This window comes from Ureibacillus massiliensis 4400831 = CIP 108448 = CCUG 49529, from assembly GCF_000772965.1.
Taxonomy (GTDB): domain Bacteria; phylum Bacillota; class Bacilli; order Bacillales_A; family Planococcaceae; genus Ureibacillus; species Ureibacillus massiliensis.
Genome location: NZ_JPVQ01000010.1, coordinates 13,367 through 26,681 on the forward strand (window position 1 = coordinate 13,367; position 13,315 = coordinate 26,681).

At 33.5% G+C, this 13,315-nt stretch carries 11 protein-coding genes and 1 pseudogene; 11 read left to right on the forward strand and 1 reads right to left on the reverse strand.

Annotated elements, in window-relative coordinates; translation table 11 throughout:
- Window positions 1-235: 235 nt before the first annotated feature.
- The 3 genes from asnB (at window position 236) to CD30_RS07290 (ending at window position 4,719) form a co-directional block, all read left to right on the forward strand.
- Window positions 236-2,095, forward strand: a complete 1,860-nt coding sequence (gene asnB, locus CD30_RS07280; protein WP_036174655.1) for an asparagine synthase (glutamine-hydrolyzing) — start codon at window positions 236-238, stop codon at window positions 2,093-2,095.
- 280 nt (window positions 2,096-2,375) lie between these two features.
- The gene (locus tag CD30_RS07285; protein ID WP_036174657.1) at window positions 2,376-3,992 is read left to right on the forward strand and encodes a putative polysaccharide biosynthesis protein; all 1,617 of its coding nucleotides are present in this window, start codon (window positions 2,376-2,378) and stop codon (window positions 3,990-3,992) included.
- 13 nt (window positions 3,993-4,005) lie between these two features.
- The gene (locus CD30_RS07290; protein ID WP_036174660.1) at window positions 4,006-4,719 is read left to right on the forward strand and encodes a pseudouridine synthase; all 714 of its coding nucleotides are present in this window, start codon (window positions 4,006-4,008) and stop codon (window positions 4,717-4,719) included.
- Window positions 4,720-4,801: 82 nt separating this feature from the next.
- On the opposite strand, the gene CD30_RS07295 is transcribed toward CD30_RS07290, so the two are convergent.
- Entirely contained in the window at window positions 4,802-5,023 is a 222-nt protein-coding gene (locus CD30_RS07295; protein WP_036174663.1) for a DeoR family transcriptional regulator, read from the reverse strand.
- A 321-nt stretch (window positions 5,024-5,344) separates the two neighbouring features.
- Between CD30_RS07295 and pepV the strand changes: the two genes are divergently transcribed.
- The 8 genes and pseudogenes from pepV (at window position 5,345) to CD30_RS07330 (ending at window position 13,314) form a co-directional block, all read left to right on the forward strand.
- Window positions 5,345-6,736, forward strand: a complete 1,392-nt coding sequence (gene pepV, locus CD30_RS07300) for a dipeptidase PepV (RefSeq protein ID WP_036174666.1) — start codon at window positions 5,345-5,347, stop codon at window positions 6,734-6,736.
- 20 nt (window positions 6,737-6,756) lie between these two features.
- The gene (gene dat, locus CD30_RS07305; RefSeq protein WP_036174670.1) at window positions 6,757-7,608 is read left to right on the forward strand and encodes a D-amino-acid transaminase; all 852 of its coding nucleotides are present in this window, start codon (window positions 6,757-6,759) and stop codon (window positions 7,606-7,608) included.
- A gap of 115 nt (window positions 7,609-7,723) precedes the next feature.
- Window positions 7,724-8,704 carry a nuclease-related domain-containing protein gene (locus CD30_RS07310; RefSeq protein WP_036174673.1) on the forward strand — a complete coding sequence of 327 codons (981 nt, stop codon included), beginning with the start codon at window positions 7,724-7,726 and terminating at the stop codon, window positions 8,702-8,704.
- A 123-nt stretch (window positions 8,705-8,827) separates the two neighbouring features.
- On the forward strand, window positions 8,828-9,475 hold the full coding sequence (trmB, locus tag CD30_RS07315; RefSeq protein WP_036174676.1) for a tRNA (guanosine(46)-N7)-methyltransferase TrmB: 648 nt from the start codon (window positions 8,828-8,830) through the stop codon (window positions 9,473-9,475).
- A gap of 72 nt (window positions 9,476-9,547) precedes the next feature.
- Window positions 9,548-10,414: a YtnP family quorum-quenching lactonase gene (locus tag CD30_RS07320; RefSeq protein ID WP_036174679.1), complete on the forward strand. Its 867-nt coding sequence runs from the start codon at window positions 9,548-9,550 to the stop codon at window positions 10,412-10,414.
- 246 nt (window positions 10,415-10,660) lie between these two features.
- A pseudogene (locus tag CD30_RS20065) lies at window positions 10,661-11,043 on the forward strand (transposase); the annotation flags it as partial.
- Window positions 11,044-11,426: 383 nt separating this feature from the next.
- Window positions 11,427-12,350, forward strand: coding sequence for a phosphogluconate dehydrogenase (NAD(+)-dependent, decarboxylating) (gene gnd, locus CD30_RS07325; RefSeq protein WP_408056745.1), 924 nt, complete (start codon window positions 11,427-11,429; stop codon window positions 12,348-12,350).
- Between the two features lie 7 nt (window positions 12,351-12,357).
- Window positions 12,358-13,314, forward strand: coding sequence for a sugar kinase (locus CD30_RS07330; protein ID WP_036174685.1), 957 nt, complete (start codon window positions 12,358-12,360; stop codon window positions 13,312-13,314).
- Window position 13,315: the final 1 nt, after the last annotated feature.

The following is a 13,315-nucleotide window of genomic DNA, read 5'->3' on the forward strand; positions in this document are numbered from 1 at the left end:
AGAGTCTATAATTTGATTATTTCCAAATTATAAAATGTTAAAAGATTGGAGATAGTATAAATATGAAGTATTAAAAACTATTATAATATCAAAAATAATCATCGACCGATAGTATGATTCATTGAATCTTCCCTAGAAAAGATTTATAATCATTTATCGTAACTACTGTATCATACAAATTAATATTCATGGTATGATGTTTATGTATTGCATTTTTAGGCACGAGGTGAAAAATATGTGCGGATTTATTGGCTATATTAACGGAACAAATGAATTAGATCATTATAAAACAATTGAAACTATGATGGATACAATTATTCATAGAGGACCAGATAGTGGTGGTATACATACAGATGAGAAAGTGACTTTAGGCTTCAGACGTTTAAGTATTATTGATTTATCTGATGTTGCCAATCAGCCCCTATACAGTGATGATGGAAATATAGTCCTTGTGTTTAATGGAGAGATTTATAATTTCCAAGAATTACGTGAAGATTTAATATCAAAAGGTCATCAATTTAAAACAAAATCAGATAGTGAAGTACTAATTTATGGATATATTGAATACGGTGAAGAGTTTGTAAAACAACTACGCGGAATGTTCGCATTTTGCATATGGGATAAGAAAAAAGACCAAATGTTAATAGCTAGAGATGGTTTTGGTATTAAACCACTTTACTATACAAACAATACAACAGATAATACGTTTATTTTTGGTTCAGAAATCAAATCGTTTTTACCACACCCTTCATTTATTAAAGAATTAAATAAAGATGCACTACGTCCTTATTTAACATTCCAATACTCATCAATGAATGAAACTTTCTTTAAAGGTGTTTATAAATTACCACCAGCACACTACATGATCATTAAAGATGGAAATATCACAATGAAGCAATATTGGGATAAAAAATTCCATGCTAAAGAAAATACAATTGAGCATTATGTAAAAGAAATTCGTGAAACAATGAAAGAATCTGTTAATGCCCATCAAATTAGTGATGTAAAAGTAGGAGCGTTTTTATCTGGAGGAGTAGACTCAAGTTATGTAACAGCTCTTATGAAACCGAATAAAACATTCTCAGTAGGATTTAAAGACTACGAAGCAATGTTTAACGAAACGACACATTCTAAAGAATTATGTGATATTTTAGGAATTCAAAATGAAAGCAAATATATTTCTGCTGAAGAATGCTTCGAGGCGCTACCGACGATTCAATATCATATGGATGAACCGCAATCAAACCCTTCAAGTGTACCTCTTTACTTCCTTTGTGAATTAGCAAGTAAAGATGTAACAGTTGTATTATCTGGTGAGGGTGCTGACGAAATCTTTGGCGGCTATGCTTGGTATCAAAATTCTAAGAAAATGGAAACTTATGAAAAAGTGCCATTCGGTTTACGAAAAGCTATTCGTAAGGTTGCAGAAAAAATGCCGAAAAATAAAGTAACTCACTTCCTCATAAAAGGAGGAGAAACTGTTGAGGAACGATTTATCGGTGAAGCAGTCGTATGGGATGAAGAGGATGCTTATAATGTATTAACACCTGAATATCGTAATGGTCCAACAGTGCGCTCGATTACAAAAGGTATTTACGATGAAGTACAAGGTCAAGATGATGTATCAAAAATGCAATACTTAGATTTAAATCTTTGGATGCCAGGAGATATTTTATTAAAAGCTGACCGTATGAGTATGGCTCATTCCTTAGAATTACGTGTACCATTTTTAGATAAAGAAGTAATGGAATTAGCGAAAAATATTCCATCAAAATATCGAGTGAACGAAATCGATACAAAGTATGCGTTAAGGCTAGCAGCAAACGAAGAATTACCTGAAGAGTGGGCAAAACGTAAAAAATTAGGATTCCCTGTACCTATTCGTCACTGGTTACGTGAAGAAAAGTACTATAATCTTGTAAAAGAAATGTTCAAAGCAGACTTTACAAGTGAATTTTTCGATGTGAATCAATTAGTAGGGTATTTAGATGAACATTATACAGGTGAAGCAAACCGTGCAAGATATATCTGGACTGTATATGTATTTTTAGTATGGTATAAACGTTTCTTCGTGGACGAAATAAATGTAGCATAGTAAAAAAATAACAGACTAAAAAAAGGCCTATCTCAAAAGCTAAACTATTCACTTTTGAGATAGTGCTTCTTTTTTAATGAAGATTTGTTACTTATTAACTATAATGATGAAATAGAGATTAATTACATAAAGCGTTAAATATACTATTTTTTTGAAGGCTGGCTTATCTTGGATGTGCTGTATTTTGCAGTAGGTTTTTATCAATGAACATTTATTGCAAGGAAAGCCACAAAATAATCTACTGATTGTTTTACAACCTATTATAGATTGGATGGATTGCATGTCCTCTTTAATGAAAGGCACAGCGATATTAACAATTGGAATGTTTTTATCGAAGGTTCTTGGGTTAGTTTACATATTTCCATTTTACGCAATCATCGGAGAAGATAATATTGCGTTATATCAATATGCATATATACCGTACTCAATTATGCTGAGTGTTGCTATATCGGGTCTACCACTTGCTGTTTCAAAGTTTGTTTCCAAATATAATACAATGGGTGATTATGAATCAGGTTATAAGTTAATGAAATCTGGACTAGTCGTAATGACTATTACAGGTTTTGCCTCTTTCTTAGTATTAAATTTACTTGCTACACCTATTGCGGAAATTGTTATAAGCAGTGAAGACCAAGCATTTTCTGTTGAACAAGTGGCATCGGTTATTCGTTGGGTTAGCTATGCATTGATTGTTGTACCATTTATGAGCTTATGTCGTGGATTTTTCCAAGGATATAATAAAATGCAACCAACTGCTGTTTCCCAATTAGTAGAACAAATTGTACGTATTGTTTTCTTACTTTTAGGATCGTATTTAATAGTCGTTGTTTTCCAAGGGAATCCTGAAACGGCTATTTCACTTTCAGTATTCGCTGCCTTTATCGGGGGCGTGGGTGGATTATTAATACTAGGGTTTTATTGGAAAAAATATAGATCAGAGTTTAGTTTATTGCGTGATCAAAGTCTAAACCCAACTTCAAAGTTGCAAATGACTGAAATTTATAAAGAAGTATTAACTTATTCGTTGCCAATCATATTTGTTGGGATGGCAAACCCGTTATTCCAGCTAGTCGATTTGTTAACTTTTAATAGTGCGATGAACTCAATTGGTATGTCTCAAGTATCGGATATATATTTCATGATGATCAATTTTACAACTCATAAAGTTGTAATTATTCCCGTAATGCTGGCGACAAGCTTGTCGTTGGCTTTAATTCCGACGATAACGAAATATTTTACACAAGGGGATTATGGTCAGTTACGAAATGCGATGGATAAATCCTATCAAATTTTATTTTTCATCACACTACCTGCAGCTCTAGGCATATCTGTATTAGCAAACGAAATTTATTTCATGCTGTATTCAGAAAGTGAAATGGGAGCAAATATTTTAGCTCATTATGCACCGGTAGCAGTTTTATTTGCATTATTCCAAGTAACAGCTGCATTACTTCAAGGTATTGATTATCAAAAATGGATTATTTTCAGTTTATTAACTGGTATTTTAGTCAAGCTAATGCTAAATACACCTTTAATAAAGGTAATGCAAGCAGATGGAGCTATTTTAGCAACTGCAATTGGTTATGGCGTGTCCATTTTAATCAATATAATCGTTTTGAAGAAAGTACTTAATTATCAGTCTACAATGGTTAAACGAAGAATTTTATTAATTGTTATTTTGACTCTTATTATGACGTTAGCAGTATTTATAACACAAAAATTGCTAATAGCGATTATGGGACCAGTTGATAGCAAATTATCGGCCATGCTTATATCTATAATTTGTGTTGGTGTAGGTATTGCAGTATACGGCTTCTTATCATTTAAGCTAGGTTTAGCGCAAAAAATGTTAGGTGAACGAATTACAAAATTTGCAAGTAAATTTGGTTTAAGGTAGGAGAATTGACTACATGCGTTTAGATAAATTATTGGCAAATATGGGGTTTGGATCCCGAAAAGAAGTAAAGCAGTTATTGAAGCAAAAAGCTGTTTCGGTAGATGGAGAAATTGTAAAGGATGCAAGTATGCATGTAGATCCAAATAAACAAGACGTTTCCGTTTATGGTGAAACAGTTCAGTATACGGAGTATATTTATATTATGATGAATAAGCCACCGGGTGTTATTTCAGCTACGGAAGATTTATTTGATCAAACGGTCATTGATTTACTCGATCCTCTTGCTCAGCATTTTAGCCCATTTCCAGTGGGTAGACTTGATAAAGATACTGAAGGGCTACTACTCATTACAAACGATGGTCAGCTTTCACATAATTTACTGTCACCTAAAAAGCATGTGCCAAAGACCTACTATGCGATAATCGATGGTGTTGTAACAGAAGAGGATAAGGCGGCATTTTTAGAAGGTGTCGAGTTAGACGATGGATATGTGACAAAACCTGGGGAACTGAAAATATTAAAATCTGGTCCTCAATCTGAAATTGAACTAACGATTCAAGAAGGGAAGTTCCATCAAGTAAAACGAATGTTTGAAGCTCGAAATAAAAAAGTAACTTATTTAAAAAGACTTTCAATGGGAAGCTTAAAACTCGATGAAAGTCTAAGTCTAGGAGAATATCGCGAATTAACAGAAAAAGAGTTAGATGCTTTAAAAAATAATCAATAAAAATAGAAAAGAATGACCCCGACGAAAGGTCATTCTTTTTTTATGTTGGAATTCGTACAAGTCGTACTTAAATTCTTTATTTCTAAGATGTTAGCTTTACTTTCTTCTTCGTCGTTGTCCATTTGCCTCTACTTGGGCTTGTTACCAAGTCATTGAAGGCTAACACATTCAAATCTCTTTGAATGGTGCGAGGAGTGATGTTGAACTCTTCGACTAAATCCTGTGTAGACACAACTCCTTTATCAAGGATAAACATGTACACGTCTTTAATACGATTAAGCATTCTATCAGTAGTTGGTTTCATTAAAGAACCACTCCTTCGATCTTAATTCTCATGGCAAAGACTAGCGGACGACAATATGTGCTTGAGGTGCACAGGCTTTAAATTTCTGCCTTAGACATCCCCTTTTTCAGAATTATTTGTCTAAATTACTTATCGACAAGGTCATTATAGCAGTAAACTATTAAAATTTCCATAATTCAAATAAAAATATTATAAAATTTACAATGTTTATACTATTTAACGAATGTTGAAAATAAATAAATACCTTATTTTAAAAGGATTTTATTGTTTTTTATCAAGTAAATAGTAAAATAATGTTAATAGAAATTTGAGGTGTAATAGATGGATTGGTTAAAAATTGCAATGTCGAGAAAAGAAGAATTAATTACAGAATGTCAACAGTTAATTCAAATAGAAAGCGTTCTAGATGAAAGGAATGCTAGTGAGAATACTCCCTTTGGAAAAGGACCATTTGACGCTTTAAAATGGATGTTAAATAAAGGGAATGAATATGGATTTTCTATTAAAATTATAGATAATGTTGCAGGTCATATTGAAATGGGACAAGGAGAAGAACTACTTGGCATTTTATGTCATGTAGATGTTGTCCCAGCAGGAAGTGGTTGGACATATCCTCCTTTTAAAGGTGAAGTGGTTGATGGAAAACTTTATGGTCGTGGAGCAATTGATGACAAAGGACCGACTATAGCTAGCTTACTTGCACTAAAAATGGTAAAGGATGCTGGCATCAAACTAAATAAACGAGTGCGAATGATTATTGGAACGGATGAAGAAAGTGGTTTTCGTTGTGTCGATCGATATTTCGAAAAAGAAGAGATGCCGACTATTGGATTTGCTCCAGATGCAGATTTTCCACTTATTAATGCTGAAAAAGGTATTGCCACTTTAGAGTTTACTTTAATAAATCATATGCAAGACGATGAACAATTAATATCCTTTCATGCAGGAAAAAGAACGAATATGGTTCCAGATGTAGCTGAAGCAGTCGTTCAAAATGTACTTCCGGATATCGTTCGAAATTTTAAAAAATTTATAGCGGAAAATAATACAAGTGGTAATATAATAAAAGAAGGTAATCAATTTATATTAAAGCTAACGGGCAAATCTTCACATGCAATGGAGCCTGAAAAAGGTCTCAATGCTGCGGTCTTATTAAGTAAGTTTTTAGTAAACTATATTCAAATTGGTACTGGTAAAAAGTATGTCGATTTTATTGTAAAAATCTTCGGGAAGGATCATTATGGAACGGCAATCGGTTTAAACTACGCTGATCAAGTTTCTGGTGAAACCACTTTAAATCCTGGAATAGTTTCCTTCGATCAAAAAAATGGTGGAACAATTCAAGTGAGCATGCGTTATGCAGTTACATATCCTTTTGATGAAAAGTTTACAAAAGCTCAATTAGAAGCTGCTAAATTTTCATTTACATTAGACTTACTTTCTAATTCTGCACCACATTATGTGAGCGAAGAAGATGACTTTGTTCAAACGTTACTTGCAGTTTACCGTAAGTATACAGGAGATAATCGTAAACCTTTATCAACTGGTGGGGGTACTTATGCCAGAACGATGAAGAAAGGTGTTGCATTTGGGATGCTTTTCCCTGGAGAAATCGATGTCGCTCATCAGGCGGATGAATATGTCGATGTGGAAAATTTGGTGAAGGCAGCAGCTATTTATGCTGAGACAATTGTTGCATTAGCTGGTGAATAAAAGAAAAGGGATGATTGATGATGAGTTATACTTTATGGAATGATCAAATCGTTGATAGTAATGAAGTTGTAATTGATAAAGAAGACCGCGGTTATCAATTTGGAGACGGAGTTTATGAGGTAATCAAAGTATACAATGGTGAAATGTTTACTGTCGATGAACATATTGACCGTCTTTACTTAAGTGCAGAAAAAATACGTATTACAATCCCATTTACAAAAGATAAATGTCACAAATTGCTTCATGAATTAGTTGAAGTAAATAATGTAAGTACAGGGCATGTATATTTCCAAATTACACGCGGTGCTGCACCGAGAATTCATAATTTTCCTGCTGATACAGTAAAGCCAGTTATTACAGCTTATACAAAAGAAGCTGAGCGTCCACTTCATAATTTTGAACATGGTGTAAAAGTAACTTTAGTAGAGGATGTTCGATGGTTACGCTGTGATATTAAATCATTAAATTTGTTAGGCGCAGTTCTTGCAAAACAAGAAGCACATGAAAAAGGTTGCTATGAGGCAATCTTGCATCGCGGTGAAACAATAACAGAAGGTTCATCTACGAATGTATTTGGCATTAAAGACGGTGTTTTATATACACATCCTGCAAATAATTTCATTTTAAAGGGGATTACGCGCGAAGTTGTATTACAATGCGCTGAAGAAATCGGACTGCCTGTAAAAGAAGAGGCCTTTACAAAAACGGAATTACTAGAGATGGATGAAGTGTTTGTTTCTTCAACTACTTCCGAAGTGACACCAGTTATTGACATTGATGGAAGCGAAATAAATGAAGGTGTTATTGGAGATTGGACTCGTAAACTGCAAGCACAGTTTGAAACAAAAATCCCAAAATCACTTCAAGTATAAATTAGGTAAAATATCGTAGGGATAGCTTGTTTACAAAGCGAGCTATCCTCTATTTTTTTTTTGAAAGCTCATGTAAAATGAAACATGAGAATTTATTGCTTCAAGGAGTGTTTTAATGGCTCAATTAATTAAGCTTCAAGATTATATTTCACGCTATCAAATAGATTTAAATCGATATCCAGCCCAGTTTATTCGTATGAAAAAAAATGGATGGAATCGTATGAAAAGTGATTGGGAGACTGGAGATACAGTAAATAACGTTCCAAGCTGGGGGCAAGTTGAAGAATCAGAACAGGAACAAAAACCTAAAGAAACCATCTTTAAAAAATTATTTTCAAAAAAACGTAACTCAAATAAAGAAGAAATGGTAGATATTACTGAAAATAATGAGGAAAACTTACCAATAGAAGAAGAGCTTATTGATGATGAAACAACGTTATATTTTGAGCCAACTATCATCTATAGACCACAAACGACGGAGGAATTAAAAAAAATCTTCCTTGATCAATTTTTCCATTTTCAAATAAAATGGGCTAGCTCCACATTAAGAGAAAAATCTTATGTTGATCCGAAGTATTTAAGAGAGGGATTTTTGCGAACAATATTGCAAAGCTTACCTGATAATTATTTAGTTTTATATTATCCAATCATTAAAGTGAAAAAAGCACCTGTTGAATTAGACATTATCATTTTAACACCATTAGAATGTCTATGTATCACGATGGTGGAGCATGAGAATTTAGCAGTTTACATTGGCAATAGTGAACGGGAACGTTTTTGGATGAAAAAAGTAGGGGATACAGAGAAAAAAGTGTTAAATCCACTTATTCAGCTAAATCGAATGGAAGCCATCATTTCGCAACTATTCCATCTTCAAGATGTTGATATGCCTATACGAAAAATCTTACTTTCTCGTAATGGTTATTTTGATTATCCTGGGAATGTATTTAATGTCCAATTCGTTGATAAAAGGGAATATGAAAACTGGATGCAACATTTAAAACAATCAACTTCCCCAATGAAACATATGCAAATACTTGCAGCAAAAACTATTTTAAATCATGTTGAAACGACATCTTATAATCGGACTTTATAAACTACCAAGCGTTTTAAAAATGGGGTTTTAATAAAAGGAACAGATAGATAAAATACGTAAAAAATAGCAATTTAAGTTATAATGAAATAAAATTAATGTACATCAATGAAATGAGGAAATAAAGTGAGATTAAGAAATAAACCATGGGCACAGGAATTTATTAATGCCCATCCAGAAGTCATTATACCAAATCCAGAAGAATATAAAGGAATATGGAATGAACTATTTGGAAATGACAATCCATTACACATTGAAGTTGGTATGGGGAAAGGTCAATTTATTACTGGAATGGCACTTGCTCATCCTGATATTAATTATATTGGTATTGAACTTTATGATAGTGTAATTGTTAGTGCGCTAGAAAAGGTACTAGATGCAAACTCACCTAAAAATCTCAGATTATTAAAAGTGAATGGTGCAGATTTAGCGAAATATTTTACGAAAGGCGACATTAGTCGAGTTTATTTAAACTTCTCAGATCCATGGCCGAAAACTCGACATGAAAAACGCCGTCTAACTCATGAAGGATTCTTAAAGCTTTATGAATCCATATTAATTGATAATGGTGAAGTACACTTTAAAACTGATAATAGAGGTCTATTTGAGTATTCACTCGTTAGTATGTCGCATTATGGTATGTTATTGAAATATGTTTCTCTTGATTTACACGTAAATATGCCAGAGGACAATATTATGACTGAGTATGAAGAGAAGTTTTCGCAAAAGGGGCAACCCATTTACAGATTGGAAGCACAATTTATTTCTAAATAGATAAAAGTATATTGTTGTGCAACTTGCAAAAACATGTGTTTTGCAAGGAATAATAGTAAAGGGGAGAAATGGATGGACACATTAAAATTTCATGACATGACATTAACATGGTTAGATGGGGGAGTCACTAGTTTAGATGGTGGAGCTATGTTTGGTGTTGTGCCAAAACCTTTATGGTCAAAGAAGTATCCTGTCAATGACAAAAATCAAATTGAATGTGCATGTGAACCAATTTTAATTCAGTATGAAGGGAAAAACTATCTAATTGATAGCGGTGTTGGTTTTAATAAACTAACAGAAAAACAGCTACGTAATTTTGGCGTTACTGAAGAATCTAGCATTTTACAAAGCTTAGAAAAATTAAATTTGAGTGCAGAGGATATTGATTTTATATTAATGACACATCTTCATTTCGATCATGCTGGTGGATTAACTCGTTGGGAAGGGGATGTGTTAGTTCCTACTTTTCCAAACGCAAAAATTTATACTACGGAAATCGAGTGGGATGAAATGAGAAATCCTAATATTCGTTCCCGTAATACCTACTGGAAAGAAAATTGGGAGCCTGTTCAACATCAAGTTGAAACCTTTAACGATTCTATTGTAGTCGCGCCAGGACTTGAAATGATTCATACAGGCGGACATAGTAATGGACATGCTATTATAAAATTTACTCAAAACGGAGAAACGTTGCTGCATATGGCGGACATTATGCCGACACATGCACACCAAAATCCATTATGGGTATTGGCTTATGATGATTATCCAATGACGAGTGTATTTGCAAAAGAAAGATTAATGAAGGAAGCTCTTGCGAATGGTTATAAATTTATTTTTTATCATGATGCATATTATCGCATGATACAGTGGGATGAGAGTGGAAAAGAAATAGTAGATTCGTTGAAAAGAAGTAAAGAAGCCTATATTCAATTCATTTGAATAATTAATAATTAGACACGACACTTAACACTAGTAGCACTAACCATCGATTGGGTTGTGTTTTGTTTATATTATATGTAAAGAATAGAATATTTTTTCTGACTGTAGACAAACTCAAAAATTTGAGATTTTCTACAGTCTTTTTCTATTTACAATACAAAGTAAGAAATTGTCGATTTAAAATCAAATTAATGGACGTGAACAGTTTGAAATGCTAGCTATTGAACAACTTGTACCAAAGGACCAATCTGCCCAAATAATCAGCTACTAAAGTACACTACGACAACTAAGGAAGGTTATCGCCAATACAAATCCAATCCAACGGTTTGTACGAATTGTCCTTTCATATCACAATGTACAGAAAATAAGAATCATATAAAGCTGATTCAACCCACATTTGAGAAGGGTACTTAGAGGAAGCGGAACATCTGCGTCATCATTTTGAAGTAAAAGAGATATATGCAAAACGCAAAGAAACAATTGAACGTGTCTTTGCCGATGCTAAAGAAAAGCATGGTATGCGTTGGACAACCCTACGGGGCTTAAAAAAATTGTCCATGCAGGCGATGCTTACTTTTGCTGCTATAAATTTAAAAAAGCTTGCCACTTGGACATGGGAAGCTGCATAAAACGAGATGAAAGCGTCTCATCGAGACGATTAATACCCGAAATCTGGTAATAATTTATACCTAAACGATTTTGTCAAAACTCTGAAAGAATAGAATATTCTTTTTATAAGCCACATAAAGATATTTTTATACTGCTATGTTCATAGACTTGGTTTAGTAATTTTTAAGAATTGATATTTGAAAATTCTAAATTTTGTATTGACTACTGGAAAAAATAACAATATATTCTGTTTAAGGTTTGAAAATTTTTGATAGGAGGATTTGATGGCAAATATTTTAGAACAAACATGACTTTGTAATATAGAGGAAATTGACCAACATTCTTTCATAATATAAGAATGGCGTTTTATATTATAAAACGATAGGTAACTTCCTCTGAAAGGATGGGGATATTGAGAATTGTAATATATGGTTTTGGTCGTATGGGGAAGAACTTGGCCCTAAATGCATTAGAAAAAGGCCACGAAGTATTTGGATTTGATATCGATCAATCAATTAAAGAAAATTTAAATCAAGATAAAATATTTTTATCAGATTCGTTTCGTTGGTTTACAAGTTCTGAATCTCTTTTTTATGAGATTGAACAAGGAGATGTTATTTTTTTATTCGTTCCTCCGGGTGAAGTTACAGATCAAGTTTTAGCGCTACTTTTAAATAATTTACCAACTGCTAGCATTGTAATCGAAGGTGGTAATTCACATTTTGAAAAAGCGAAACAATGGTCTCTAAAGTTTGAAAGTAAAGGAATTCATTTTTTGGATATGGGGACAAGTGGTGGATTAAGTGGAGCCCGTAACGGTTTATGTGCGATGGTTGGTGGAAGTAAAAAAGTATTTGACCAGGTGCAACCTGTATTAAGTAGCCTATGTTCTCTTGATGGATTGTTATACACGGGTGAAGCAGGAAGTGGGCACTTTTTAAAGATGGTACACAATGGAATTGAGTATGGGATGATGCAATCCATTGCTGAAGGATTTGAATTACTTGAGAAAAGTGAGTTCCATTTTGATTATCACGAGGTTGCAAAAACTTGGAATAATGGCTCTGTAATTCGTAGTTGGTTAATGGAGTTGCTAGTAGATGCATTTAAAAATGAGGATCGTCTTGAAAATGTTTCTAGTAAAATGCATGCTTCTGGTGAAGTAAAGTGGCTTATAGAAGAGTCTATTAAACTACAATCGCCTATGCCTGTTACTTATTTATCCTTAATGATGAGAAATCGTTCTCTTGAAGAAGAGACCTTTAGTGGAAAAATTGTTTCAGCTTTAAGGAATTCCTTTGGAGGACATAACGTGAGTAAAGGGTGATTGAATAGTGAAAGATGTATTTTCTGTTGGTGAAACGATGGTCATTTTTCAAGCAGATCATTATGGTAGGCTTGAGGATACATCAGCTCTCTATCAAAAAATTGGTGGAGCGGAATCGAATGTATTGATTGGATTAGCGAGACTCGGGCATGATGTAGCATTTATTTCACAAGTTGGAAATGACCCCTTTGGAAAAAAAGTTATTAAGACTATTCGGGCTGAAGGAGTTGATGTATCAAACGTTAAAGTGATTGATGACGCACCTACAGGAGTATTATTCAAAGAATTACGCACTAAAAATGAAACATATATTTATTATTATCGAAAAAATTCAGCTGCTAGTAAGATGAGTGTTGCAACTATTCCAGAAAATGTAATTATTCAATCTAAATATATTCATATAACAGGTATTACACCTGCGTTAAGCCAATCATGTCGAGAAATGACTTTCAAGATAATTGAAATTGCTAAGAAACATAATATTCCTATTATCTTTGACCCAAATATTCGATTTAAGTTGTGGGACGAAAAGGAAGCTAAGGAAGTTATTTTAAGAATTGCTGAACAGTCAGATTATATATTAACAGGAATCTCAGAGGCTGAGTTTTTAGTAGGAACAAAAAATGAGAAAGAAATTTGTCGTCTTCTATCAAAAAAGGAAAGTCAAGTTGTAGTAATTAAAAAGGGAGCTGAGCCAACAATCTATTCATTGAATGGTCAATTATACGAAGTTCCTACTGTAGTTGGTACGGAAATCTTGGATCCAGTTGGAGCTGGAGATGCGTTTGCAGCAGGTTTTATTCACGGTCTATTAACAAACCAAACTATTGATACTAGCATTGCTTATGGGAATGTATTGGGTGCTTGTGTTATTCAGCAGTATGGGGACATTGAGGGTCTACCAACTCTAGAAGAATTTGAACGTCTCTATCAATCTAACGAGCAATTAGACGTATTGCGCTAGG